This window comes from Stenotrophomonas sp. ZAC14D1_NAIMI4_1 (assembly GCF_003086775.1).
In the GTDB taxonomy this organism is placed as follows: Bacteria; Pseudomonadota; Gammaproteobacteria; order Xanthomonadales; family Xanthomonadaceae; genus Stenotrophomonas.
Genome location: NZ_CP026001.1, coordinates 2605938 through 2631996, shown reverse-complemented (window position 1 = coordinate 2631996; position 26059 = coordinate 2605938). Strand labels below are relative to the sequence as shown.

Here is a 26059-nt window from a genome sequence, read left to right as displayed (position 1 = left end):
ATGACCGGGGAATTGAACGCGGCCTTCCACATGGCCGATGTCCGCGACAAACGCATCACCCGCCGCCGCGCGGTGGCCGTGGGCGAACTGCATGCCGGGCCGGTGGCCTACCCGCTGATCGTCGAGCGCCGCCTGCCCAAGGGCGATGCGCTGGTGATGGCTGAGATTGCCGGCCTGCAGGGCGCGAAGATGGCGTCGATGCTGATGCCGCTGTGCCACCCGCTGCCGCTGGAACTGGTGCAGGTGTTCTGCGCACCAGTGCCGGAACGGCAGGCGATCCGCGTCTGGTGCGAGTGCGCCAGCGAGGCGCGCACCGGCGTGGAAATGGAGGCGCTGGCAGGGGTGAACGCGGCCCTGCTGACCCTGTACGACCTGAGCAAGCCGGTGGAACCGGCGCTGCGCATCGAAGGCATCCGCCTGCTGTTCAAGGAAGGCGGCAAGCGCGGCGTCTGGCTGCACCCCGATGGCATGGACGAGGCCGAGCGCGCCCGTTTCAAGCCACGTGCGCCGAAGGGTTTGGAAGGCGCGGCGTGCGCGGTGATCACCCTCAGCGACCGGGCCAGTGATGGCACCTATGCCGATGCATCCGGCCCGAAGCTGGTGGCGGGCCTGCAGGCGCTGGGCGGCGAGGTGGTGGCGGCCGAGGTGCTGGCCGATGGCATCGAGCCGCTGGCCAGCCGCCTGCGCGCGCTGGCCGGCAGTGGCGTGCGCCTGTGCCTATGCACCGGCGGTACGGGCCTGGGCCCGCGCGACCTGACCCCGGAAGCGCTGCGTTCGCTGGACGCGCGCCCGGTGCATGGGCTGGCGCAGATGGTGCGCGCGCTGAGTGCGCAGCACACGCCGATGGCCTGGCTGAGCCGGGCCGAAGTGGTGCAGCTGGGCAACCTGCTGGTGTTTGCCCTGCCGGGCAGCCCGCGCGCCGCCGCACAGTGCCTGGACATCCTGGCGCCGGTACTTGGGCATGCCCTGGCGATGGTCGATGGCGGTGGCCACGGCCAGGGGGGCGCGGCATGATTGCCTACAGCGAAGCACTACAGCACCTGCTGGAGGCGGCCTCGGCGCTGCCGGCCGAACGCCTGCGCCTGCACGATGCGGGCGGGCGCACCCTGGCCAGCGACATCATCAGCGCACAGTCGCTGCCGCCGTTCGACAACTCGGCGATGGATGGATTCGCGCTGCGCGCCGATGGCACGCCCTTCGCCAGTGGTACCGAATTTGCGGTGCAGGGCTGGCAGGCCGCCGGCGATGACGGCACCGTGGGCGGCGAGGGCGCCTGGGAAATCATGACCGGTGCGCGCATGCCGACCGGCCTGGATACGGTGGTGCCGGTGGAGCAGGTGGAGATCCTGCAGCGCCACGAAGGCCGCCCGACCCGGATCGCGCTGCGCGCGGACGTCAGCCCCGGCCAGCATGTGCGCCTGCGCGGCCAGGACGTCAGCGAGGGCGAGCGCGTGCTGCGTGCCGGCGACGTACTGGATATCAACGCCCGCACCCTGCTGCACGCCATCGGCGTCGGCGAGGTGGCGGTGGTCGCGCGGCCGAAGGCTGCGGTGATCGCCACCGGCAAGGAACTGGTGACCGAGGCCGCGCAGTCGCTGCAGTCCGGGCAGATCCGTGACAGCAACCGGCCCTACCTGGTGGGTCGCCTGCAGGCGGCCGGCGCCGAGGTGGTCTGGCAGGGCACGGTGGGCGACGAGGTGGCCGCCTTCAATGCTGTGCTCGACCAGGCGCTGGACGCCGGGGCGCAGCTGCTGATCAGCACCGGTGCCGTGTCGGCCGGGCGCTACGATTTCGTGCCGGACGCCCTGCGTGAGCGCGGCGCCCGCATCATTTTCCACAAGGTGGCGATCCGCCCGGGCAAGCCGCTGCTGTTCGCGGTACTGCCTGGTGGCGCGTTGTATTTCGGCCTGCCGGGCAACCCGGTGTCGGCCGCGGTGGGACAGCGCTTCTTCGTCGAGCCGGTGCTGCGCCGCCTGTTGGGGCTGGCCCCGGAGACGCCGCTGCAGCTGCCGCTGCAGGCCGACGTGCGCAAGCCCGAAGGCCTGCGCTTCCATGCCCGTGCGCGGGTGGAGGTGGACGCGCAGGGACGGTTGAGCGCGCGCGTGCTGTCCGGCCAGGAGTCGTTCCGCCTGATGTCCATGCTGCGGGCCAACGCCTGGGTGGTGCTGGAGGCCGAGGGCAACCTCGCGCCGGCCGGGACCTATGTGCGGGTGCAGGGCTGGGGTCACCACGAACCGGTGCAGCTGGTAAGCGAGGAATCATGATGAAACAGGTGAACCTGCAGTTGTTTGGTGCGTTTTCCGACCTGGATGCGAGCCGCGAGATCGCGGTTGACGTTGCCGGGGCGACCATTGCCGATCTGCGCCAGGCGCTGCGCGAGCTGCTGCCGGTGCGCTGGCCGGATTTCCGTGCCGGCCTGCTGGACTACTCGGCGTTCGCCGACCAGCAACGGGTGCTGCGCGACCACGATGCGCTGCCGGCCGACGGCCGCGTGGCGATCCTGCCACCGGTCAGTGGGGGTTGAGATGAGCCATCCCACGATCGCGAAGGTGGTCGACCGCGCACAGGCGGCGATTGATCCGGGCGAAGGCATTGCGGCGGTATCCGATCCCGGTTTCGGCGGCATCGACGTATTCATCGGCAAGGTGCGCGACCTCAACCAGGGCCGGCCGGTGCTGGGTATCAGCTACGACCTGTTCGAGCCGCTGGTGCTGAACGAGGTGCAGCGGCTGGCGGCCGAGGTGCAGGCCGCCTACGGGCCGAAGCTGAAGCTGTACGTGGCCCACGCCAAGGGCCGCCTGGCGGTGGGCGAGGTGGCGGTGGTGGTGGCCGCAGGCAGCCCGCACCGTGACGAAGCCTTCCGTGCATGCCGGCAGCTGATCGAGGCGGTCAAGCACCAGTGCCCGATCTGGAAGCAGGAGCATTACCAGGACGGTGACAGCGAGTGGACCGAGGGTTGCAGCCTGTGCCACGCCGACGACACCCCGGTGCATGACCATGACCACGCCCACCACCCGTGATGGGCGCGTGCCCGGAGCGCGCAGGTGAACGCGCCGATGGCCGGCATCGTGCTGGCCGGCGGGCTGTCCAGCCGCATGGGCCGCGACAAGGCCATGCTGCCCTGGCAGGGGCGCACGCTGCTGGAACACATGCGCGGCCTGCTGATGCTGGCAGGCGCGGACCGGGTCTGGGTGAGTGGCCACTACCCGGCGTTTGATGGCATCCCCGACCGGGTGGCCCGCTGCGGTCCGCTGGGCGGGCTGTACAGCGTCGCCCTGCAGATGCCTGACGGCCCGGCGTGGGTGGTGCCGGTGGATACGCCACGCCTCACCCCCCGGCTGCTCCAGCAGTTGCGTGATGCCCATCCTGGCCGCTGCACGATCTATGACGGCCATCCGCTCCCAATGCTGTTTAATGTGGACAATGAAAGCCGTACAGTCCTTGAAAGCATGATCCACGATCCCCTTGGCCCGCGTTCCCTGCAGGCCCTGCAACATCGCCTGGGCGCACACACCGTGCGCCTGGCCCACGCCGACGAAAGCGCCCTGGTCAACTGCAACACGCCCGCCCAATGGGAGGATGTCGCCTCATGAAGGTGCAGCTGCAGGATCAAGCCATGCGACTACGCCTGGACGAGGCCGAACTGGCCCGGCTGCTGGCCGGCGAATCGGTCGAGAACCTGACCCGGTTCGGCGGCAATGGGGGCTGGGGCACGGCAGTGTCCCTGCATGGCGGCGACCAGGCCGTGCTGCTCGACGGTGGCACCTACTGCCGGCTGGTACTGCCGCGCGAGGCGGTCGAAGCGCTGGCCGGGCGCCTGCCGTGCCGTGACGGGCTGGCCTTCCCGCTGTACCTTGATGACGGCACCACGCTGCAGCTGCAGTTCGATGTGGATGTGCGCGACAGCGTGCGCCAGCGCGGCGTGAGCCGCCGCAGCAGTTCCGGGTCACCGGTTTGACATTTGTCAGGGGCAGGGTGGATACCGGCCCCTGATTGATCCAGATCAACCCCGTCGAGGGCAATGCCCGGCCTAATGGCTGCGTGACGACGGGTTACAACTTGAAAGCAGTACCCACGTCATTCCACAGCCTTGGAGCCATGTATGACCGTCGGTAGCGATCCTGTTGTCCCCAGCACTGCCCGATCCGGCCGCGTCATCAGCGACTGGATGCCGGAAGACGCCGGTTACTGGGAACGCACCGGCAAGCGGGTCGCCACCCGCAACCTGGTCATCTCCATCCCCTCGCTGCTGCTGGCCTTCGCGGTCTGGGTGCTGTTCTCGGCGGTGACCATCAGCCTGCCTAAGATCGGCTTCCCCTTCAGCACCGACCAGCTGTTCTGGCTGGTGGCGCTGCCCAGCCTGTCCGGCGCCACGCTGCGCATCTTCTATTCCTTCGTCATCCCGATCTTCGGTGGCCGCCGCTGGACGGCGCTGTCCACCGCCTCGCTGCTGGCGCCCACGATCTGGCTGGGGTTTGCCGTGCAGAACCCGGCCACCCCGTACTGGGTGTTCGTGGTCATCGCCATCCTCTGTGGCTTCGGCGGGGCGAACTTCTCCTCCTCGATGTCCAACATCTCCTTCTTCTACCCCAAGCAGAAGCAGGGCCTGGCGCTCGGCCTGAACGCCGGGCTGGGCAACGTGGGCGTGTCGGTGGCGCAGGCGGTCGTGCCGCTGGTCATCACCGTGGGCGTGTTTGGTGCGCTGGGTGGCGCACCGCAGCCGGTGGTGGACGGGGGCGCGGCGCTGTACCTGCAGAACGCCGGTTTCATCTGGGTGCCTGCCATCATCGTCTGCGCGGTCGCGGCCTGGTTCGGCATGAACGACCTGACCAGTGCGCGCTCATCCTTCGCCGAGCAGGCGGTGATCTTCCGCCGCAAGCACAACTGGCTGATGTGCTGGCTGTACATCGGCACCTTCGGTTCCTACATCGGCTTCTCGGCCGGCTTCCCGATGCTGGTCAAGAGCCAGTTCCCGGAGGTGAATCCGCTGACCTACGCCTTCATCGGCCCGCTGCTGGGCGCGCTGATGCGCTCGGTCGGCGGCAGCATGGCTGACCGCTGGGGCGGCGCACGCCTGACCTTCTGGGTGTTCGCGCTGATGATCGCTGCGGTGTTCGGCGTGCTGCACTTCCTGCCCAGCGACGGCCAGGGCGGCAACTTCAACGGCTTCCTGCTCAGCTTCATGGCGCTGTTCGTGCTCAGTGGCATCGGCAACGGCACCACCTTCCGCATGATCCCGGTGATCTTCCGCACCCTGCACGAGCGCTGGGCGGCCAATGACAGCGCCGAGGGCAAGGCCGCTGCCGGGCACCAGGCCAGCATCGAGTCGGCCGCCGTGGTCGGTTTCTCCGGCGCAATCGGTGCCTACGGCGGCTTCTTCATTCCCAAGAGCTACGGCTCGTCCATCACGTTGACCGGCAGCCCGGACATGGCGCTGTACGGATTCATCGCTTTCTACTTCACCTGCCTGGCCGTGACCTGGTGGTGGTACTACCGGCGCGGTGCTGAAACCCCCTGCTAGGGGCAGCCACGCTGACAACCCGAGCAATGCACCGAAGCCAATGAACACCCCAGCCACGATGCCGATGTCCGCAAAGGGAGATCCACGATGAGTTATTTCCTCGATCGCTTGCAGTTCTTCAAGCGTGAACCCCAAACCTTTGCCGATGGCCATGGTTTTGCCAAGAGCGAGGGCCGTGACTGGGAAAACAGTTACCGCCAGCGCTGGCAGTACGACAAGATCGTCCGCTCCACCCACGGGGTGAACTGCACCGGTTCGTGCAGCTGGAAGATCTACGTCAAGAACGGCCTGGTGACCTGGGAAACCCAGCAGACCGACTACCCGCGCACGCGCCCGGACCTGCCCAACCATGAACCGCGTGGCTGCCCGCGTGGCGCCAGCTATTCCTGGTACCTGTACAGCGCCAACCGCCTGAAGTACCCGCTGATCCGCGGCACGCTGCTGCGCCTGTGGCGCGAAGCCCGCAGGAGCAAGGCCCCGGTGGATGCCTGGGCCAGCATCGTCGAGGACAAGGAAAAGGCGCGCTCGTACAAGACCCGCCGCGGCATGGGCGGCTTCGTGCGCTTGCAGTGGGAAGAGGCCAACGAGATCATCGCCGCCTCCAACCTGTACACGGTGAAGCAGTACGGGCCGGACCGCGTCGTCGGTTTCTCGCCCATTCCGGCGATGTCGATGGTGTCCTATGCGGCCGGCGCGCGTTACCTGTCATTGCTGGGCGGCGCCTGCCTGTCCTTCTATGACTGGTACTGCGATCTGCCGCCGGCCTCGCCGCAGATCTGGGGCGAACAGACCGACGTGCCCGAATCGGCCGACTGGTACAACAGCCGCTACATCATCGCCTGGGGCTCGAACGTGCCGCAGACGCGCACGCCCGATGCGCACTTCTTCACCGAGGCGCGCTACAACGGCACCAAGACGGTGGCGATCTGCCCGGACTATTCCGAGTTGGCCAAGCTGACCGACCATTGGCTGCACCCCAAGCAGGGCACCGATGCAGCGCTGGCGTTTGCCTTCGGCCACGTGATCCTGCGCGAGTTCCACGTCGATTCGCCCTCGCAGTACTTCCAGGACTACTGCCGCCAGTACTCGGACATGCCGATGCTGGTGCGCCTGGAGCGCCGCGAGGATGGCCGGCTGGTGCCGGGCCGCTTCCTGCGCGCCAGCGAACTGGGTGGCCTGGGCGAAGCCAACAATCCCGACTGGAAGACCCTGGCCTACGACGAGAGCAGCGGCCAGATCGTGGTGCCCAACGGCTCGATCGGCTTCCGCTGGGGCGAGAAGGGCAAGTGGAACATCGAGGAAAAGGAAAGCAACGGCGCCGATACGCGCCTGCGGCTGAGCCTGGCCGACGGCCACGAGGGTATCGAAGCGGTCAGCTTCCCGTACTTCGGCGGCATCGAGACCGACGGCTGGACCGCAGCCCCGGCCGAGGAGGTGCTTGAACGCAACATCCCGGTGCGTCGCCTGGCCCTGGCCGAAGGCGGTGACACCCTGGTGGCCACGGTCTACGACCTGCTGCTGGCCCAGTACGGCGTGGACCGTGGCTTCGGCGGCGGCAACGTGGCCACCAGCTTCGACGACATGGTGCCGGGCACCCCGGCCTGGCAGGAGCGCATCACCGGCGTGTCGCGTGCCGAGGTGATCGAGATCGCCCGTGAGTTCGCCCGCACCGCCGACAAGACCCACGGCCGTTCGATGATCATCGTCGGCGCGGGCATGAACCACTGGTTCCACAACGACATGAACTACCGCGGCCTGATCAACATGCTGATCATGTGCGGCTGCGTGGGCCAGACCGGTGGCGGCTGGGCGCATTACGTGGGCCAGGAAAAGCTGCGCCCGCAGACCGGCTGGCAGCCGCTGGCCTTCGGCCTGGACTGGAGCCGCCCGCCGCGGCACATGAACGGCACGTCGTTCTTCTACTTCAACACCGGGCAGTGGCGCTACGAGAAGCTGCAGGTGGATGAGCTGCTCTCGCCGCTGGCCGATGCCAGCAAGTACAGCGGCAGCCTGGCCGACCTCAACCTGCGCGCGGTGCGCATGGGCTGGCTGCCCAGCACCCCGCAGCTGGACCGCAACCCGCTGCAGCTGGTGCGCGAGGCCGAGGCGGCCGGCGTGGCCCCGGCCGACTACGCGCTGGGCAAGTTCAAGGATGGCTCGCTGGACTTCGCCTTCGCCGACCCGGATGCGCAGCAGAACCACCCGCGGATGATGTTCATCTGGCGCTCGAACCTGCTCGGTTCCTCGGGCAAGGGCCATGAATACATGCTGCGCCACCTGCTGGGCACGCGCCACGGCCTGCAGGGCAAGGACCTGGGCGAGATGGGCGCGATCAAGCCGCAGGAAGTGAAGTGGCACGACGAGGCGCCGGAAGGCAAGCTCGACCTCCTGGTCACGCTCGACTTCCGCATGTGCACCACGGCGCTGTACTCGGACATCGTGCTGCCGACGGCGACGTGGTACGAGAAGGACGATCTCAATACCTCGGACATGCACCCGTTCATCCACCCGCTGTCCAAGGCGGTGGACCCAGCCTGGGAATCGCGCAGCGACTGGGACATCTTCAAGGGCGTGGCGCGTACCCTCAGCGACATGGCACCGGGCGTGCTGGGCGTTGAAAGGGACCTGGTGCTGGTGCCGACCCTGCACGACACGCCCAACGAACTGGGCATGCCGTTCGGCGTGGCCGACTGGAAGAAGGGCGAGTGCGAGGCCATCCCGGGGCAGACCATGCCGTCGATGACCGTGGTCGAGCGTGACTACCCCAATCTGTACCGCAAGTTCACCTCGCTGGGCCCGCTGCTGGACAAGCTGGGCAACGGCGGCAAGGGCATGAACTGGGATACGAAGCACGAGATCGACTTCCTCGGCAAGCTCAACCATACCGTGCTCGACGAGGGGGTCAGCCAGGGCCGTCCGGCCATTTCCACCGCCATCGACGCAGCCGAAGTCATCCTGCACCTGGCGCCTGAAACCAACGGCCACGTGGCAGTGAAGGCCTGGGAATCGCTGGGCAGCTTCACCGGCCGCGAGCACACCCACCTGGCGGTCGGCAAGGAACACGAGGCGATCCGCTTCCGTGACATCCAGGCGCAGCCGCGCAAGATCATCTCCTCGCCGATCTGGTCGGGCCTGGAGGACGACAACGTCAGCTACAACGCGGGCTACACCAACGTGCACGAGCTGATCCCGTGGCGCACGGTGACCGGCCGCCAGCAGTTCTACCAGGACCATGAGTGGATGATCGACTTCGGCGAGGCGTTCATGAGCTATCGCCCGCCGGTCAACACGCGCACGGTGGAGCCGCTGCTGAACCAGCGCCCGAACGGCAACAAGGAGATCGTGCTGAACTGGATCACCCCGCACCAGAAGTGGGGCATCCACAGCACCTACAGCGACAACCTGATCATGCAGACGCTGTCGCGCGGCGGTCCGATAGTGTGGCTGAGCGAGGATGACGCGCGCAGTGCCGGCATCGTCGACAACGACTGGATCGAGCTGTTCAACGTCAATGGTGCGATTGCGGCGCGCGCGGTGGTCAGCCAGCGCGTGATGCCGGGCATGGCGATGATGTACCACGCCCAGGAACGCATCATCAATGTGCCGGGTTCGCAGATCACCGGCACCCGTGGCGGCATCCACAACTCGGTGACCCGCATCGTGCTCAAGCCCACCCACATGATCGGCGGCTACGCGCAGCTGGCCTACGGCTTCAATTACTACGGCACCTGCGGCACCAACCGCGACGAGTTCGTGATCGTCCGCAAGATGGACAAGATCGACTGGCTGGATGGTGAGGCTGTTCCTGCGGCTGCGAAGGAGGTGGTGTGATGAAAGTCCGTGCACAGATCGCGATGGTGCTGAACCTGGACAAGTGCATCGGCTGCCATACCTGCTCGATCACCTGCAAGAACGTCTGGACCTCGCGCGAGGGCGTCGAATACGCCTGGTTCAACAACGTGGAAACCAAGCCGGGCATCGGCTACCCGAAGGAGTGGGAGAACCAGGACAAGTGGAACGGCGGTTGGGTGCGCACGCGCGCCGGCAAGCTGGTGCCGCGTGCCGGCGGGCGCTGGCGGATGCTGGCCAAGATCTTCGCCAACCCGGACCTGCCGCAGATCGACGACTACTACGAGCCGTTCGATTTCGACTACCAGAACCTGCACACCGCCAAGGACAGCCAGCACCAGCCCACCGCGCGGCCGCGTTCGCTGATCAGCGGCGAACGCATGCAGAAGATCGAGTGGGGCCCGAACTGGGAGGAGATCCTCGGCTCGGAATTCAGCAAGCGCTCGCGCGACTACAACTTCAACGAGGTGCAGAAGGAGATCTACGGCGCCTTCGAGAAGACCTTCATGATGTACCTGCCGCGCCTGTGCGAACACTGCCTGAACCCGGCGTGCGTGTCGGCGTGCCCGTCCGGTGCGATCTACAAGCGCGAGGAAGACGGCATCGTGCTGATCGACCAGGACAAGTGCCGTGGCTGGCGCATGTGCGTGTCGGCCTGTCCTTACAAGAAGATCTACTACAACTGGAAGAGCGGCAAATCCGAGAAGTGCATCTTCTGCTACCCGCGCATCGAGATGGGTGAGCCGACGGTGTGCTCGGAAACCTGCGTGGGCCGCATCCGCTACCTGGGCGTGATGCTGTACGACGCCGACCGCATCGCCGAGGCCGCCTCGGTGGCTGCGGAGAAGGACCTGTACCAGGCCCACCTGGACATCTTCCTGGACCCCGAAGACCCGGCGGTGATCGCCGCTGCGCGCTCGGAAGGCATCCCGGACAGCTGGCTGGAAGCGGCCAAGCAGTCGCCGGTGTACAAGCTGGCCATCGACTGGAAGCTGGCCCTGCCGCTGCACCCGGAATACCGCACGCTGCCGATGGTCTGGTACGTGCCACCGCTGTCGCCCATCCAGTCCGCCGCCGAGCGCGGCCGCATCGGCATGAGCGGCGAGCTGCCGGACGTGGCGTCGCTGCGCATTCCGGTGCGCTACCTGGCCAACATGCTCACGGCCGGCGACGAAGCCCCGGTGGTGCGTGCGCTGGAACGGCTGATGGCGATGCGCGCCTGGCGCCGGGCCAAGAACGTGGACGGCGTGGAGGACACCGCCGTGCTGGACCAGGCGGGGCTGAGCATCGCCCAGGTGGAGGAGATGTACCGCTACCTGGCCATCGCCAACTACGAGGATCGTTTCGTGATTCCCACCGGCCACCGCGAGTATGCCAACGACGCCTTCGGTGAGCGTGGTGGCTGCGGCTTCACCTTCGGCAACGGCTGCAACGGTGACAGCCCGGCCGACCTGTTCGGGCAGCGCAAGGCCACCACCTTCGTGGTCAACAACGGGCCCAACCACCGGCGCCGCAAGGAGGTGGTGGAATGAGCGTCCTCAAGCTGGTCGGGGTACTGCTGGACTACCCCCGTGATGAACTCTGGCAGCACGGCGACGAACTGCTGGCTGCCTGTGACCAGGCGGCACTCCCCGCCGCCCGCCGCCAGCAGCTGCGCGGCTTCGTGCAGCAACTGCTGGACAGTGACCCGCTGGACGCGCAGGCGGCCTGGCTGGCGACGTTCGACCGGGGCCGTTCGATGAGCCTGCTGCTGTTCGAACACATCCACGGCGAATCGCGTGACCGCGGCCAGGCCATGGTCGATCTGGTGGAAACCTACCGCCGTGCCGGCTTCGAGCTGGATGCGCGCGAGCTGCCGGATTACCTGCCGCTGCTGCTGGAATTCCTGGCCCACCGGCCACAGGAGGAGGCCCGCGAATGGCTGCACCATATCGGCCATATCGCCGGCATGCTGGCCGCGCGTGCGGCCGAACGCACGCTGCCGCACGTACCGCTGCTGGAGATCCTGGTGGAGGCCGGCGACGGCAAGGTCAACCTGGAGGCGCTGCGGCAGCGCGCCAGCGAAGAACCCCGCGACGACACGGCCGAGGCGATGGACCGGTTGTGGGAAGAGGAGGCGGTGCGCTTCGGCGCCGAAGCCCCTGCCGAAGACTGCAAGCCACCGACGCGCTCGCCCGGGCGTCCCGTGCACCGTGAGGTCCAGCCATGAACTACTACCTTCATCAATTCGCCTTCCAGTACTACCCGTACATCGCCGTGGCAGTGCTGCTGATCGGCAGCTGGGCCCGCTACGACAAGGCCATGTACACCTGGCGCACCGGCTCCAGCCAGATGCTGTCGGACAAGGGCATGCGGATCGGCAGCAACTGCTTCCACATCGGCATCCTGGCCATTCTCGGTGGCCACCTGGTGGGCCTGCTGACCCCGCATGCGGTGTACGAGCACTTCATCACCTCCTCACAGAAGCAGATGCTGGCGATGGTGGTGGGCGGCGTGTTCGGTGCGCTTTGCTTCATCGGCATCAGCATCCTGCTGGTGCGCCGCCTGTTCAACGCGCGCGTGCGGGCCACCGGCAGCTTCGGTGACACGCTGGTGCTGGTGCTGCTGTTCGCCCAGCTGTGCCTGGGCCTGTACAGCATCCGCATCTCGTCCGGCCACCTGGACGGGGGCGTGATGGTGCAGCTGGCCGAATGGGCACAGCACATCGTCACCTTCCGTGCCGGCGCCGCCGATTACATCGAGGGCGTCAGCTGGGTCTACAAGATGCACATCTTCCTGGGCCTGACCCTGTTCCTGATCGCACCGTTCACCCGCCTGGTGCACGTGTGGAGCATTCCGATCAGCTACCTGTGGCGGCCGTACCAGGTGGTGCGCCGCCGCCAGGCCCCGCTGCGCTACGGTCCGCGGGAGTAAGCCATGGGCAGCCTGCCGAAGTTCCTGCCGATCACCGTGATCGACTCCAATGCCCCGGTTCCGGCCGAGGCCCATTCGCACCACCACGACGCAGCGGAGCAGGGGCCGCGCTCGCTCGGGCAGCCGGCGCCGTGCCGGCTGTACGTGGACGAGACCGCGATCAGCGAGGCCGACATCGCCCGCGAGATGCAGCACCACCGGGCGATGCGCCCGGAGCAGTCGCGGGCCGAGGCGGCGCGTGCGCTGGTGGTGCGCGAGCTGCTGCGCCTGGAGGTGCGGCGGCTGGGCCTGCAGGCGCAGGAGGGCGGCCGGGTGAGTGACGAGGAAGTGCTGATCCAGCAGCTGATCGAGGACGCGATCGAAGACCGCGTACCCACCGACGAGGACTGCCAGCGCTATTTCGAACAGAACCCCGAACGTTTCCGCTCGCCAGACCGCGTGCGCCTGCGCCATATCCTGCTGGCGGCACCGGCTGACGACGTGGCCGGGCGGCTGGACGCACGCAACGAAGGCGAGCGGCTGGTGGCGGAGTTGAAGCAGGCCCCGCACCTGTTTGCTGATTTCGCCCTGCGCCACTCGCGGTGCCCCTCCAGCAGCGATGGTGGCGACCTTGGTTGGCTGCAGCGCGGGCAGACCACGCCGGAGTTCGACCGCCAGGTGTTCCGCCTGCGCGAGGGCCTGGCGGGGTTCCCGGTGGAATCACGCTGGGGCTACCACGTGGTCTGCATCGACGCCCGTGAGGACGGCCAGCCGCAGCCTTTCGAGGCGGTGCTGCCGCAGATCCGCGACTACCTGGAACTGCAGGTGCGCCAGCGCGAGGTGCAGGCCTACCTGCTGCAGCTGCAGGAACGTTACCCGGTGCGCGGGCTGGACGAGATCGAAGCCGAAGCCGAAGCCGGGAACGGCTGACCGACCCTTGAGAAAGGAGATTGCATGAACCAGGTCCTCGCCCCCGCCAGTGCCGGGCAGCAGCAGCGTGCGCTGTGGCTGAGCACGTTCGCCTTCACCGTGTGTTTCGCGGTATGGATGATCTTCTCCATCATCGGCATCCAGATCAGCGAGCAGCTGGGACTGAGCGACACCCAGTTCGGCCTGCTGATCGCCACCCCGGTGCTGACCGGTTCCATCAGCCGGGTCTTCCTCGGCATCTGGTCCGACCAGTTCGGCGGCCGCAAGGTGATGGTACTGGTGATGCTGTGTGGCGCGGTGGCGACCTGGATGCTGACCTACGCCCACACCTACCCCCAGTTCCTGTTCGCCGCGCTGTGCGTGGGCATTGCCGGCGGCAACTTCTCGGTGGGCGTGGCCTATGTCTCGCGCTTCTTCCCGGCCAGCAAGCAGGGTACGGCGCTGGGCATCTTCGGCGCCGGCAACATCGGCGCCGCGGTGACCAAGCTGCTGGCGCCGCTGGTGATGGTGGCGGCCGGCTGGACCATGGTGGCCAAGGTCTGGGCGGTGGCCCTGGCGGTCACCGCCATTCTGTTCTTCCTGTTCAGCAAGGAAGATCCTTCGCTCGAGCAGCGCCGCCGCGACGGCGTCAAGCCGGTGCCGTTCGCCGAGCAGATGGCTCCGCTGAAGAACCTGCAGGTCTGGCGGTTCTCGCTGTACTACTTCTTCGTGTTCGGTGGCTTCGTGGCGCTGGCGTTGTGGCTGCCGCACTACCTGGTGGGTGCCTACGGCATGGACGTGGGCCATGCGGGCATGCTGGCGGCCTGCTACTCCATCCCGGCCAGCCTGTTCCGAGTGGTCGGTGGCTGGATGTCGGACCGGATCGGCGCACGGCGGGTGATGTACTGGACCTTCGGCGTGTCGGCCATCTGCACCTTCCTGCTGGCCTACCCGGATACCGAATACGTGGTGAAGGGCATCCATGGCCCGATCCATTTCCACCTGGCCATCGGCGTGGTGATGTTCACCGTGCTGGTGTTCGTGCTGGGCTTCTTCATGTCGCTGGGCAAGGCAGCGGTCTACAAGCACATTCCGGTCTACTACCCCCACCATGTGGGCGCGGTAGGCGGTGTGGTGGGCATGATCGGTGGGCTGGGTGGCTTCATCCTGCCGATCGTGTTCGGCGCGCTCAACGATGCGCTGGGCATCTGGAGCAGCTGCTTCATGCTGCTGTTCGTGCTGGTGGCCACGGCGCTGGCATGGATGCACTTCGCGATCCGCCGGATGGAGCGTCGCCACTTCCCGCAGATCGACCGCGAGACCGATCTGCCCGAAGCCATCGATGCGGCTGCGGCCGATCGTTCGCGTGGCAGGTAGCCGGGTTTGCCGGCCAGCGGCCGGCACTGCCGGGTGCGCATGCCGGCTGCTGGCCGGCATGTATCCACCGATGCACCACGCTTGATTTCAATCAGGGCAACGCGAAGAGGGACGCCCGAAGATGTCTGCCATGAGCTTCCACGTCGACCCGAGTGAGGACACCGCGCTGCAGGCAGCATTGCTGCGGCAACCCGGCCACGTGCTGTTCCCGGCGGCCGACCAGTTCAGTGCCGGCTTCGGCGAAAGTGGATGGCGCGGCGCCCTGCGCGCCAGCAACGAGCACCTGATCCCGCGCGGGCTGACCCTGGGCTTCCAGGCCGGTCGGGCAGGGCAGGCGGCAGCCGCGTCCGGCTATCTGGATACCCTGCTGGCCGCATTGCGGCGCCAGGCCGATGCACTGGCCGATGATCGCGAGGTGGTGGCCATGGTGCTGCAGCTCGGCCTGGCCGAGGTGCTGGTGCCGGTGGCGTTGGGCCAGTTGCTGGATGCGGTGCCACAGCAGCTGCGCACCGTGGCCCGGCCGCAGGTGGAAGTCCGCGTGGATGCCGGCAGCACGCTGGCACCGGCGCAGCTCCGCGCCGTGGGCTGCACCCGTTTCAACGTGATCGACCGTGCTGATGCGCCGGGTCCAACCCTGCTGGCACAGTCGCGCCAGGTCGGGTTCACTGCGCGCTACTACCAGTTCCGCGTGCCGTCGGCGGAGGATGGTGGCTTCATCGAGCGCGTGCATGAAGTCCTGGCCGAGGCACCGGAACGCATCCTGTTGCCGGCACCGTGTGCCGTGCCCGAACGGCCCGCTGCCGATGCGTGGCTGCAGACCTGGCGGCTGCTGCGCGACGCCGGCTACGTGGCCATCGGCGGTGACCACTACCAGCGCGGCGACCTGCCGGACCCGAACGGGCCGGGCGATGGGCAGCGCCATTGCGACCTGGCCGGCGTGCCACGCCGTGACCGCAGCGACTTCGTCGGCCTGGGCCTGGCGGCCTGCAGCCAGATCGGCGAGGTGTTCTACCGGCTGGAAGACGACCTGCAGGCCTGGCAGGCGCGCCTGCAGTCTGGACAGATGGGGGTGACGGCTGGCCTGATCCTGTCTGAACAGGAGCGACTGTCGTCCGAGGTGGCGCAGAGCATCGCCTGCGACCATTCCGTCGATGCCGCGGCGTTTGAATGGCGCAATGGCGTCGCGTTTGATGCGTGCTTCGCCGATGCACTGCCGGCCCTGGATCCGCTGCTGGCGCGCGGCTGGGCCCACTGGGACGGGCGCGTCCTGCGCCTGGCCGAAGAAGGGCACCTGCTGTGGCGTATGATGGCGGCATGTTTCCGGCCGGCGGCCGCCATCGCTTGAGTGTCGCTTCGATGTCCTTGACTCCGCCTTCCCGCGGCCGCCTCGGCCAGGCCACGCCGAACCCCGCCGCCGCCGATGATGGCGACGCCCTGCATTTCTGCAGCACCTGCGCGTTTTCCGATGCCTGCATGTCGCAGGGCTACGACAAGACCGCGCTGGGTGACCTGCACGTGCTGGTGGATCATGTCGGCCCGTTCCACGCGGGTGATTACATCTTCCGTGCCGGTGAACAGTTCGATTCGATCGCCGCGGTGCGCGCGGGCATGGTCAAGACCTTCGTCGATGACAGCCAGGGCAACGAGCAGGTGCTCGGTTTCAGCCTGCCCGGCGAAGTGATCGGCCTCAATGCCATTCATGGTTCGCGCTTCCCCTGCAATGCCGTAGCGCTGGACACGGTGCACCTGTGCCGCATCTCCTTCCCGAAGCTGAGCCTGCTGGCCACGCGCATGCCCGGGCTGCAGGCCAAACTGTTCAGCCTGCTCAGCGCGGAGATCGGCAAGGTCGCCACGCTGGCCGCCAACCACCGCACCGAGGAACGCATGGCCGCGTTCCTGCTGGACATGTCCGAGCGTTACGCGCGCCGTGGTTTTTCCGCCACGCGCTTCAACCTGACCATGGCCCGCACCGAGATCGCCAACTACCTGCGCATGGCGCCGGAGACTGCCAGCCGCGTGCTGCGGCGCCTGAGCGACGACGGTGTGATCGCGGTCAAACAGCGTGAGATCCTGCTGCTGCAACCTGAGCGTCTGGCCGCCCTGGCGGTGGCCGACGAATCCGAACCAGACTGAATCCTGACGGGAGCCGATGATGAAACGTGCTGGACTGTTGTTGCTGGGCCTGCTGGCCGCACTGCCGGCATGGGCCGCCGACCTGACGGTGTCGGCGGCGTCGAGCCTGACCGAGAGTTTCCGCGAACTGGGCGCGGCCTACGAGAAGGCGCACCCGGGCACCAAGGTTGATTTCAACTTCGCCGCGTCGGGGGTGCTGCTGCAGCAGATCAGCCGCGGTGCGCCGGTGGATGTGTTTGCGTCGGCCGACGAGACCACGATGGACCAGGCCGAACAGCAGAAGCTGCTGGCGCCCGGCACCCGCGAGGTGTTTGCGGTGAACGCGCTGTGGGTGGTGGTGCCGCCGCAGGCCAAGGCCGCCCCGCGTGCCCTGAAGGATCTGGCGGGCGGCAGCGTGCAGCGCATCGCGCTGGGCAACCCTGACAGCGTGCCGGTGGGCCGCTATGCCAAGGGTGCGCTGGAAAAGGCGGGGCTGTGGCCGGCGGTGCAGGGCAAGGCCATCACCACCCAGAACGTGCGCCAGTCGCTGGATTACGTGGCGCGCGGTGAAGTGGATGCGGGCTTCGTCTACGCCACCGATGCGCAGGCCATGCCCGACCGCGTGCGCCGCGCGTTTGAAGTGCCGGTCGCCGGTCGCATCGCCTATCCGCTGGCGGTGGTCCAGGCCAGCACGCAGCCGGCCGAAGCAAAGCGCTTCACGGCCTTCGTGCGCTCGCCGCAGGGCCAGGCGATCCTGGTCAAGCACGGATTCGGCAAGCCCTGAGGCATGGATCTGGATTGGAGCGCCCTGGGCCTGTCGTTGAAGGTGGCCGGCTGGGCCACCGCGATCAACCTGGTGCTGGGCGTTGCGCTGGGTGCGCTGCTGGCGCGCAGGCGCTTCCCTGGCCGTGAACTGCTGGATTCGATACTGACCCTGCCGATGGTGCTGCCGCCCACGGTGCTGGGCTACTACCTGCTGGTGCTGATCGGCCGCAACGGTCCGATAGGCGTGTGGCTGCAGTCGTGGTTCGGCATCAATCTGGTGTTTACCTGGCAGGCGGCGGTGATAGCCGCAGCGGTGGCCTCGCTGCCGCTGGTGTTCAAGCCGGCCCGCGCCGCGTTCGAAGGCGTGGATGGCCAGCTCGAGAATGCGGCACGCACGCTGGGCGTGTCCGAGGCCGCGGTGTTCTTCCGCATCACCTTGCCGCTGGCCTGGCGCGGCATCCTGGCCGGCCTGCTGCTGGCGTTCGCGCGGGCGATGGGCGAGTTCGGTGCGACGTTGATGGTGGCGGGCAGCATTCCCGGCCGCACGCAGACGCTCTCGATTGCGATCTATGAAGCGGTGCAGGCCGGGCAGGATGGCAAGGCCAATGCGCTGGTGATCCTGACCTCGGTGGTGTGCATCGTGATCCTGCTGCTGGCCGCGCGCCTGGTAGGCGGGCGCCGGCAGGAGCTGCGCGATGTGGCTTGATCTGCAGGTTCACCGGCCGATGCAGGCGGCCAGCCCGCAGTTCGTGCTGGACGTGGCGCTGCAGTGCCGGCAGCGCCAGGTGGTGCTGTTCGGCCCGTCCGGTGCGGGCAAGAGCCTGACCCTGAAGGCCGTGGCAGGCCTGCTGCGGCCTTGGCACGGCCACGTGCGGCTGCAGGGCCAGGTGTTGTTCGACAGTGCCGCGGGGGTGAACCTGCCACCGCAGCAACGCCGGCTGGGCTATGTGTTCCAGGATTACGCGCTGTTCCCGCACCTGAGTGTGCGGCAGAACGTGGCGTTCGGGCTGCACCGCGGCTGGCTCAATCCTCGCCGCGCCGTACGCAATGATGCGGTGGAGCGTTGGCTGCAGGCCTTCCGCATCGACCACGTGGCCGATCTGCTGCCGTCGCAGGTATCTGGCGGCCAGCGTCAGCGTACGGCGCTGGCACGGGCGCTGGTGACCCAGCCGCAGGCGCTGCTGCTGGACGAACCGTTCGCTGCACTGGACCACGATCTGCGCCAGCACCTGCGCCAGGAGCTGGAAGCGGTGCTGGATGAGACGGGCATTCCGCTGCTGCTGATCAGCCACGACCCGCGCGATGTCGAAGTATTCGGCCAGCAGGTGGCCCGCGTCGTTGACGGCCGCATCGTCAGCGATTGACCCGGTAGCGCCGGGCCACGCCCGGCGAGCGCGTAGCGCGGTGGATAACCGCCGGGCATGGCCCGGCGCTACCGGTCAGCAGTCCGTCGCCCACTGGATGAAGGCCCAGCGCCGTGTCGGTGCCATGCCGAACCGATGCTGCGGCGAACGCGCATGCCAGGCGCGCACGCGCTCCTGCTCGTCCTCATCCAGCACACCGAACAGGTCAACCGCCTGGCGCACCAGGCCATCGGCATCCTGGTCCACGTCGCGCACCGATTCGGGCAGGTAGTCCACCTGCGGCTCGCGGCCCATGTCCAGCAGCATGTTGATGGGGTAACGGTGATCGGGCATCGGCACCCATTCGCGGCCCAGCAGCTCGGCCAGTTCCGTGACACCGGCGCGCGGGCCGGTGGCGAAGGTGATGCAGGCGCGCTGGAGTGCATGTGCATCCAGCCTGCGCAGTGCGGCTTCAAGGTCCGGCACCATCAGCGAGCGCGAGGCAATAGCCAGGCCGCAGCGCGGCACGGCCTGCCAGTCATCGGTCCAGGACAGCGGCCACGGCGTGACATTGCCCACGCCGTCGCGAGCGATGGCCGCGCGCAGTCCATCGAGCATGCCGCTGCTGTAGTCCAGCGCATGCACCTGCTCCACCTGCGCGGCGATGGGCAGGCTGAGCAGGCCGGGACCGCAGCCCACGTCCAGCACGGTGGCAATGCCAGTGAGATCGAGCCGGGCGAGGAAGGCCTCGCTGTAGTCATCATGCCGGCGCTTCCAGCTGGACTGTGCCGCCCGCGCGTCCCAGGCGCTGGCGGGCTTGGGCTGGAAGCCGCAGGCCAGCAGGTGCTGGCGGTAGCGGGCACTGTGGTCGATGGGCGCGGGAAGCGGGGTGTTCACGATCATGCTCCAGAAGCGGGAAGTGCGGCGGCGACACGGGCAGCATCGACGCCATAGAGGGCGGCCAGCCGCGCGGGCGTGGCGATCTCCTGCGCGCGACCGAGCGCCGTCAGGCTGCCCGCCGACATCAGCGCGATGCGATCGGCCACCTGCAGCGCGTGCTGCGGTTGATGGGTGGACAGCAGCACGCCGATGCCGCGCCCGGCCAGGCGGCGCACGGTATCGAGGATGTGCAGCTGGTTGCCGAAATCGAGACTGGCGGTGGGTTCGTCCATCACCAGCAGCTGCGCCTGCTGGGCCAGGGCGCGGGCGATCAGCACCAGCTGCCGTTCGCCCCCGCTGAGGGTGGTCACGGTGCGGTCGGCCAGCGCCTGCAGGCCCAGTTCGCGCAGGCAGTCTTCGGCGATCGCTTCATCGGCGCGGCCGGGTGCGGCCAGCAGGCCGAGGTGCGCAGCGCGACCCATCGCCACCACGTCGCGCACGCACCAGGCAAACGGCAGTGGCGCGGCCTGGGGCACGTAACCCATTCGCCGCGCGCGTGTGGCGCGGTCAAGCCCGCGCAGCGGCTGGCCCAGCAGGCGTACCTCGCCGGCTACCGGCGGCAGCAGCCCGAGCAGGGTACGGAACAGGGTGGTCTTGCCGCAGCCGTTGGGGCCGAGCAGGCACATCACTTCGCCCGGCTGCACCGACAGCGCGAACGGTGCGCCCAGTGCCACCCCGGCATGGCCGATCACCAGGGCGTCTGCATTCAGCAGCGACGGGGCCGGGCTCATGCGCGACGCTCGCTGCGCGCCAGGACCAGCAGGAAGCAGGGCACACCGACGAAGGCGGTGAGGATGCCCAGCGGCAGTTCGATCGGCGCCACGATGCGTGCCAGCGTGTCGGCCGCCAGCAGGAAGCTGGCGCCCAGCAGCAGGCTGGCCGGCAGCAGGCGGCGGAAGTCCGCGCCGACCAGCAGGCGGGCGATGTGCGGAACCACCAGCCCGACCCAGCCGATGATGCCCGCCAGTGAAACCGCCGCGGCGGTGCACAGCGTGGCCGCCGCGATCAAGGTCCAGCGCAGCGGCGTCACCGCCACGCCCAGTGCGCTGGCTTCCTCGTCGCCCAGGCTGAGCAGGTTGACCCGCCAGCGCAGCAATAGCAGCGGCAGCACGCCGATCAGCAGCAGCGGCGCGGTTACCCGCAGATCATCGGTGACCACCGCGTTGAGGCCGCCCAGCAGCCAGAACGTGATGGATGGGAGCTGGGTGTACGGATCGGCCAGCAGCTTCAGCAGCGAAATGCCCGCGCCCAGCAGTGCGGAAACCGCTACGCCGGTCAGCACGAGCACCAGCACCGGATCATGCCGGCGCACCAGCGCGGCCACCATGCAGACCAGGCCGACCGCACCCAGCCCACCCGCAAAGGCAATGCCCTGGACCAGCAGCATCGGCAGGCCGAGGAACAGGCCCAGCGAAGCGCCGAGGCCGGCACCAGCGGAGACGCCAAGGATGTCCGGCGAGACCAGCGGGTTGCGGAACATGGCCTGGTAAGCCGCGCCGGCAGCAGAGAGCACCGCGCCGATCAGCACCGCGGCCAGCACGCGCGGCAGGCGGATATGCCAGAGCGCGGCCTGCACTGCCGGAGGACTGGGCTCGCCGATGCCGAACAGCTGCCAGCCGATGGCCTGCAGCAGCGCTCCGGGCCGCACGGGGAACTGGCCGACCGAGAACGCCGCCAGCAGCATCGCCAGCAACAATGCCCAGCCACCCACATGCCAGGCCCAACCAGGAAGCGGACGCCGCATCAGCTGCGCGTGTCCAGGTGGCGTGCGATGTCGGCGGGCAACGGTTGGCCCCACAGCAGCAGATGCAGTGCAGCCAGCCGCGCGCGCAGTGCGGCCGGTGCCAGTGCCGGCGCTGCGCCGGGGTGCAGCTTGGACAGCAGCCAGGGCAGGCCCGGCAGGCGGTTGATGCCCGGTGGACCGTCCAGCCAGCCGAACGGCAGCACCGGCGCGCAGTGCAGGCGCCCCTCGCGTACCGCGCGCAGGGCGCGCCAGCGCGGATCCTGTACGGCGCGTGCAGCAAAGCCGGCATCCTGGGTCAGGATCACGTCCGGGTCCCAGGCCAGCAGCTGCTCGAACGACACGCGCGCCAAGCCTCCGCTGCCGGCACTCGCCGCCACGTTGCGGCCGCCACAGAATTCGATCACCTCGGTATTGATGGAGCCGGACAAGCCGCTCTCCAGGCCATCGCTGCCGCGGCCGTAGTAGACAGTGGGGCGGGATGCGGGCGGACGCGCGGCCAGCACCTCGCGCACCAGTGCCAGTTGTGCCTCTGCGGCCTTGGCCAGCGCTTCGCCGCGCGCAGGTACGCCCAGCAGTGTGCCGACGTGGCGCAACTGCGCGGGATGGTCGGGCAGCCGGCCTGCAATCAACTCGAAGGGGATGGCGGTCTGCTTCCAGACGCGCTCGGCGCCGTCGCGATAGTTGGCATCGAAATCCCCGGCGTCCAGTACCAGGTCCGGCTGCATCGACAACAGGCGTTCCAGGCTGACGGTGCTGCCACGGCCGGCCAGGCGGCCGACCACGGGCAGGGTGCGCAGCGATGCCGGTAACTGCGCCAGGGCATCCGGCGAAACCTTCATCGGCCAGCCGAGCAGGCGGTCCGGCGCCACGGCGGCGATCAGCACGGCGGCCGGCGGACCGGCGGCGAACACACGCCTGGGGGTGGCCTTCGGCGCACCCAGGCGCAGCACGCGCTGGGCGGGCATCGCCAGCAGTTCTGCACTGGCGGCCAGCAAGGGTGCCAGCGCGAAGGCCTGCAGCAGCGCACGCCGCCTCATGCCGCCGCCACCGGTGCGCTGCGGCAGGCCTTCCACCAGCGCTCCAGTGCATCGGCGTCGGCGGGCAGTTCGGCGGCCAGCCCGCCGGTGAACTCGCGCCAGGCCTGCAGATAGGGCAGCTTCACTGCGGTCAACACGGGAATGTCGGCCATCATCAGCGCCAGCAGTTCGTCGGCCATGCCGCCGCCTTCCGATTCCAGCGTGCCGAAGCGGTTGGCGATGGCCAGCTCGGCAGGTTCCTGCAGGGCACGACGCAGTACGACGCTGGCATCGGCGATGCCGCCCGGGTCCAGATTGCAGCCGCACGACGCCGGGCCGAGCGCCTGGCTGATGGGGTAGCGTGAGCCGGGGTCGGTCACGTCCATCAGGGCCATGCGCTTGCCGTTGGCAGTGGGTTCGTGTGGCAGGTGCACCAGCCCGCGCACGCGCACCCCGGCAGCCAGCTGGCGCGCGGCGAACGCGGCCAGCAGCCCATCGGGTTCGCCGCTGTGGTCATGCACGATCGCGGCGATGCGCGGTGTCGGGGTGGTGCCCATGCTCAGAACCTCCAGTTGGCGTTGGCGAACCAGGTGCGGCCGGGCATCGGGTAGCCATCGGCCAGCTCATACCACTTGTCGCCGATATTGCGCACGCCGACGTCGAAATCCAAGGCGTCACGCGGGGCCCAGCTGGCCTTCAGGCCGACGATGCCGTAGCCGGGCAGGGCACGTACCGGGCGCGCGGTGTCGGCGTAGCTGACCTTGCGCCCCTGTTCGGCTTCCACCGTGGCCTGCAGCTTGACCTGCGGCAGCATCTGCCAGCCAACCGCCATGAACAGCCGCTGCCGCGGGCTGTCGAGCAGGGCGACGTCGCGGTTCTGCAGGTTGGTGCGGCGCAGCCAGGTGTAGCTGCCCTGCAGGTTCCAGTCATCACCGAAGCGCTGCTGCAGGCCCAGTTCCACGCCCTGGTGGCGGGCTTTGCCGATGTTCTGCGCCTGGTTGCAGGTGCTGCCGCCGCAGTCGGTCGAGGCCACGATAGCGGTCTGGATCAGGTCATCGATGCGGCTCTGGAACAGCGCGGCCTGCAGCTGGCCGCCTTCCCACCAGCGCCCGCGCAGGCCCAGTTCGAAATGGGTGGCGTGCTCGGGGGCGAGGTCCGGGTTGGGCAGGGCCGCACCCATGCGCGCCGAATAGCGGTCCTTGATGGTCGGGAAGCGCGTGCGCCGCGCGACGCTGGCGTACCACTGCTGGTCCGGCGCCATCTGCTGCACGTACTCGACCACGCCGTTGGTGGCGTCGGTGCTGCCGGTCGGCCAGAAGTACACGCGCTTGGCCTCGCGGCGGTCGTGGCCGATGCCCACGCGCAGGTGCGAGGTATCGGTGAGCGCGATGCGGTCTTCGATGGCCACCGAGGTGGTGACATCGCGGTACTCCTTGGTCGGCGAATGCGGGTTGCTCTCGCTGTGCTTGTCTTCCTTGTAGTGCACGGCCAGCTGCAGTTCCTGGCGCGGCAGCACGGTAGTGGCCAGGGTGACCGAGCCACCGACGGTGCGGTCGTCGTAGATGCTGGGGAAGCTGGCGTTGTCCATGGCCACCTGGTAGGTGCCATCGGTATAGGCGTCCAGGCCGTTGCCGTAGGTATCGCGGTAGACGCGCGTGCGCAGGGTGGTGTGTTCGCCCAGGGCGGTGTTGCCGATGAAGTACAGGCTGTCCTTGTCCCACCAGGGCCAGCGCCAGTAGCGGATGCCGCTGCGCGCGGTGCCGGTGTAGACCGGGTTGCCCTTCTCGCCGTCCTGGCGTGCATAGCCGATGGCGTACTCATCGCCTTCGCGCGGCGTGTAGCCGAGCTTGAACGACAGGCGACGGTCTTCGCGCTGGGCATTCTGGCGCTCGCTGCCGGTGTCGGTGGGTACGCGCTTGTAATCGACGAAGCCGTCGGGCAGCGGGAACTCATCGGCCTTCAGGATCGATGCGCCCAGCTGGTAGTACCAGTCGCCCTGGCGGCCGCCAAGGTTGAAGGCCGCCTTGCGCTCGCCACCATCGGCGATGCCCAGGCGCACATCGCCTTCGAACGGACGGTCGGGGCGGCGACTGACCAGGTTGATCGCACCGCCGAGGATGTTGGGGCCATACAGCAGCGAGGCGCCACCGCTGGCGACCTGGATCTCGGCGAGATCGAAGGTGGTGAAGCGGCCGAAATCCACATAGCCGTCGTAGGGCACGTACAACGGGATGCCATCCAGGAACACCGGCACCTGGCGTGCATCGAAGCCGCGCAGGTAGACCATGTCCTCATTGCGCGAGTTGCGGGCCAGGCTGACGCCGGGCAGCACGCTGACGGCCTCGCCGACGGTGTTGCGGTCCAGCTGCTGGATGCGTTCTGCATCCAGGCGGCGCTCGGCCACGGTGGCCGACGTGCCGCGGGTGGCGTGCACGTCAACCGTGCCCAGGGTGAATACCGGGGGCGGCGCGGCCGCCTCGAGGGCATGTGCGGAGAGAGGGAGCAGCAGGGCCGACAGGGGTAGAACGAAACGACAGGTACGCATCCTCGCGAGTCCTCGGGTTCGTTATATCCACGATGATATAACGGTTGGCAGGGGTCAACTTGATGACCGACCGGGGTAGTGTCGGCGGTGCGGTGAATGGGCACCTTGATTCATATCAAGGCCGGTGCGGTGCAGCGACGCCTTACACTGGGGGCCCGCACGCGCGGCATGGAACGGAGCACGATGAGCGAGGCCGACCCCACCCTGGAACTGCAGGGCAACCTGTGGCTGAGCATTGCCGGGCAGAACCTGGGCGGAGGCGGGCGCTTCGCCCTGCTGGGTTTGATCGACGCCTGCGGTTCGATCAGCCAGGCCGCCAAGCGCATGGGTATGACCTACAAGAACGCCTGGGATGCGGTGGACGCGATGAACACCGCGGCCGGCGAACCGCTGGTCGCGCGCAGCGTGGGCGGTCGCGGTGGTGGCGGTGCGCGCCTGACCGAGCGTGGCCGGCAGCTGATCGCGCGCTTTGAACAGGTCGAGCGTGCGCACCGCGCATTCCTGCAGTCGCTGCAGGCCACCCCCGGGCTGGACGAGGATCTGGCCCTGATCCGGAGAATCGGCATGATCACCAGTGCACGCAACCAGTTCCACGGGCGCGTCAGCGCGCTGGCCAACGGCGCCGTCAACGACGAAGTACAGATTGAGGTCGCGCCCGGCGTGGCGGTGGTCGCCACCATCACCCACGGCAGCGTGGAATCGCTGGGCCTGGCCGTGGGGGTGCCGGCGTATGCGCTGGTCAAGGCGTCCTCGGTGATCGTGGCGCAGGGCGATGGCACGCGCTATTCGGCACGCAACCAGTTCAGTGGCACGGTCGAGCGCATCACCGAAGGCGCGGTGAATGATGAGATCGTGGTGGATATCGGCCATGGCTGCACCGTGGTGGCGATCATCACCCGCACCAGCACCCGCGCACTGGGGCTGCAGGAAGGCGGCCCGGCGACGGTGCTGTTCAAGGCATCGAGCGTGATTGTCGGCGTGCCGATGTAACGGCGAAGGGCAGCAGCGCCCCACGGTTGGTAGCGCCGGGCCATGCCCGGCGGAATC

Annotated in this window: 25 protein-coding genes; 19 read left to right on the top strand and 6 right to left on the bottom strand. The window is 68.2% G+C overall.

Annotated elements, in window-relative coordinates; genetic code table 11:
• The 18 genes from moaCB to C1927_RS12070 all read left to right on the top strand — a co-directional run bounded on the left by moaCB (position 1) and on the right by C1927_RS12070 (position 18789).
• Positions 1-1014, top strand: a complete 1014-nt coding sequence (gene moaCB / locus C1927_RS12155; protein ID WP_079225248.1) for a bifunctional molybdenum cofactor biosynthesis protein MoaC/MoaB — start codon at positions 1-3, stop codon at positions 1012-1014.
• Positions 1011-2264 carry a gephyrin-like molybdotransferase Glp gene (gene glp / locus C1927_RS12150; protein WP_108746823.1) on the top strand — a complete coding sequence of 418 codons (1254 nt, stop codon included), beginning with the start codon at positions 1011-1013 and terminating at the stop codon, positions 2262-2264. Before moaCB ends, glp begins: the two co-directional genes overlap by 4 nt.
• The gene (locus C1927_RS12145; RefSeq protein ID WP_079222091.1) at positions 2264-2524 is read left to right on the top strand and encodes a MoaD/ThiS family protein; all 261 of its coding nucleotides are present in this window, start codon (positions 2264-2266) and stop codon (positions 2522-2524) included. Before glp ends, C1927_RS12145 begins: the two co-directional genes overlap by 1 nt.
• 1 nt (position 2525) lies before the next feature.
• Entirely contained in the window at positions 2526-3020 is a 495-nt protein-coding gene (locus C1927_RS12140; RefSeq protein WP_108746822.1) for a molybdenum cofactor biosynthesis protein MoaE, read from the top strand.
• Between the two features lie 36 nt (positions 3021-3056).
• Positions 3057-3593 (top strand): molybdenum cofactor guanylyltransferase, encoded by a 537-nt coding sequence (locus C1927_RS12135; RefSeq protein ID WP_079225246.1) that lies wholly within the window; start codon positions 3057-3059, stop codon positions 3591-3593.
• Positions 3590-3958, top strand: coding sequence for a hypothetical protein (locus C1927_RS12130; RefSeq protein WP_079222089.1), 369 nt, complete (start codon positions 3590-3592; stop codon positions 3956-3958). The genes C1927_RS12135 and C1927_RS12130 overlap by 4 nt, the downstream gene beginning before the upstream one ends.
• Positions 3959-4102: 144 nt before the next feature.
• Positions 4103-5521: a NarK family nitrate/nitrite MFS transporter gene (locus tag C1927_RS12125; RefSeq protein ID WP_108746821.1), complete on the top strand. Its 1419-nt coding sequence runs from the start codon at positions 4103-4105 to the stop codon at positions 5519-5521.
• Between the two features lie 87 nt (positions 5522-5608).
• Positions 5609-9352: a nitrate reductase subunit alpha gene (locus C1927_RS12120; RefSeq protein ID WP_108746820.1), complete on the top strand. Its 3744-nt coding sequence runs from the start codon at positions 5609-5611 to the stop codon at positions 9350-9352.
• Entirely contained in the window at positions 9352-10902 is a 1551-nt protein-coding gene (gene narH, locus C1927_RS12115) for a nitrate reductase subunit beta (protein WP_108746819.1), read from the top strand. The genes C1927_RS12120 and narH overlap by 1 nt, the downstream gene beginning before the upstream one ends.
• The gene (gene narJ, locus C1927_RS12110; RefSeq protein ID WP_079222085.1) at positions 10899-11579 is read left to right on the top strand and encodes a nitrate reductase molybdenum cofactor assembly chaperone; all 681 of its coding nucleotides are present in this window, start codon (positions 10899-10901) and stop codon (positions 11577-11579) included. The genes narH and narJ overlap by 4 nt, the downstream gene beginning before the upstream one ends.
• Complete coding sequence (gene narI / locus C1927_RS12105) at positions 11576-12283, top strand: respiratory nitrate reductase subunit gamma (protein ID WP_079222084.1); 708 nt, start codon at positions 11576-11578, stop codon at positions 12281-12283. The genes narJ and narI overlap by 4 nt, the downstream gene beginning before the upstream one ends.
• A gap of 3 nt (positions 12284-12286) precedes the next feature.
• Complete coding sequence (locus C1927_RS12100) at positions 12287-13192, top strand: peptidylprolyl isomerase (RefSeq protein ID WP_108746818.1); 906 nt, start codon at positions 12287-12289, stop codon at positions 13190-13192.
• A gap of 24 nt (positions 13193-13216) precedes the next feature.
• On the top strand, positions 13217-14548 hold the full coding sequence (locus C1927_RS12095; protein WP_108746817.1) for a nitrate/nitrite transporter: 1332 nt from the start codon (positions 13217-13219) through the stop codon (positions 14546-14548).
• 130 nt (positions 14549-14678) lie between these two features.
• On the top strand, positions 14679-15893 hold the full coding sequence (locus C1927_RS12090; protein ID WP_108746816.1) for a coproporphyrinogen III oxidase: 1215 nt from the start codon (positions 14679-14681) through the stop codon (positions 15891-15893).
• 11 nt (positions 15894-15904) lie between these two features.
• The gene (locus C1927_RS12085) at positions 15905-16681 is read left to right on the top strand and encodes a helix-turn-helix domain-containing protein (RefSeq protein WP_079222080.1); all 777 of its coding nucleotides are present in this window, start codon (positions 15905-15907) and stop codon (positions 16679-16681) included.
• Between the two features lie 19 nt (positions 16682-16700).
• A complete protein-coding gene (modA, locus tag C1927_RS12080) occupies positions 16701-17444 on the top strand; it encodes a molybdate ABC transporter substrate-binding protein (protein WP_079225244.1) in 744 nt (247 codons plus the stop codon).
• Between the two features lie 3 nt (positions 17445-17447).
• Positions 17448-18131 (top strand): molybdate ABC transporter permease subunit, encoded by a 684-nt coding sequence (gene modB, locus C1927_RS12075; RefSeq protein WP_108746815.1) that lies wholly within the window; start codon positions 17448-17450, stop codon positions 18129-18131.
• Positions 18121-18789, top strand: a complete 669-nt coding sequence (locus C1927_RS12070; RefSeq protein ID WP_079222078.1) for an ATP-binding cassette domain-containing protein — start codon at positions 18121-18123, stop codon at positions 18787-18789. Before modB ends, C1927_RS12070 begins: the two co-directional genes overlap by 11 nt.
• Before the next feature lie 75 nt (positions 18790-18864).
• Here the strand turns inward: C1927_RS12070 and C1927_RS12065 are convergent, their stop codons facing one another.
• The 6 genes from C1927_RS12065 to C1927_RS12040 are packed head-to-tail and all read right to left on the bottom strand — an operon-like array spanning position 18865 to position 25012.
• Positions 18865-19665: a class I SAM-dependent methyltransferase gene (locus C1927_RS12065; RefSeq protein ID WP_108747839.1), complete on the bottom strand. Its 801-nt coding sequence runs from the start codon at positions 19663-19665 to the stop codon at positions 18865-18867.
• 2 nt (positions 19666-19667) lie between these two features.
• A complete protein-coding gene (locus tag C1927_RS12060; RefSeq protein WP_108746814.1) occupies positions 19668-20438 on the bottom strand; it encodes an ABC transporter ATP-binding protein in 771 nt (256 codons plus the stop codon).
• Positions 20435-21451: an iron ABC transporter permease gene (locus C1927_RS12055; protein ID WP_108746813.1), complete on the bottom strand. Its 1017-nt coding sequence runs from the start codon at positions 21449-21451 to the stop codon at positions 20435-20437. Before C1927_RS12055 ends, C1927_RS12060 begins: the two co-directional genes overlap by 4 nt.
• On the bottom strand, positions 21451-22524 hold the full coding sequence (locus C1927_RS12050) for an iron ABC transporter substrate-binding protein (RefSeq protein WP_254051470.1): 1074 nt from the start codon (positions 22522-22524) through the stop codon (positions 21451-21453). Before C1927_RS12050 ends, C1927_RS12055 begins: the two co-directional genes overlap by 1 nt.
• The gene (locus C1927_RS12045) at positions 22485-23024 is read right to left on the bottom strand and encodes a DUF2478 domain-containing protein (protein WP_108746812.1); all 540 of its coding nucleotides are present in this window, start codon (positions 23022-23024) and stop codon (positions 22485-22487) included. Before C1927_RS12045 ends, C1927_RS12050 begins: the two co-directional genes overlap by 40 nt.
• A 2-nt stretch (positions 23025-23026) precedes the next feature.
• Positions 23027-25012 (bottom strand): TonB-dependent receptor, encoded by a 1986-nt coding sequence (locus tag C1927_RS12040; protein ID WP_108746811.1) that lies wholly within the window; start codon positions 25010-25012, stop codon positions 23027-23029.
• Positions 25013-25195: 183 nt separating this feature from the next.
• Between C1927_RS12040 and C1927_RS12035 the strand changes: the two genes are divergently transcribed.
• The gene (locus C1927_RS12035; RefSeq protein WP_108746810.1) at positions 25196-26002 is read left to right on the top strand and encodes a TOBE domain-containing protein; all 807 of its coding nucleotides are present in this window, start codon (positions 25196-25198) and stop codon (positions 26000-26002) included.
• Positions 26003-26059: the final 57 nt, after the last annotated feature.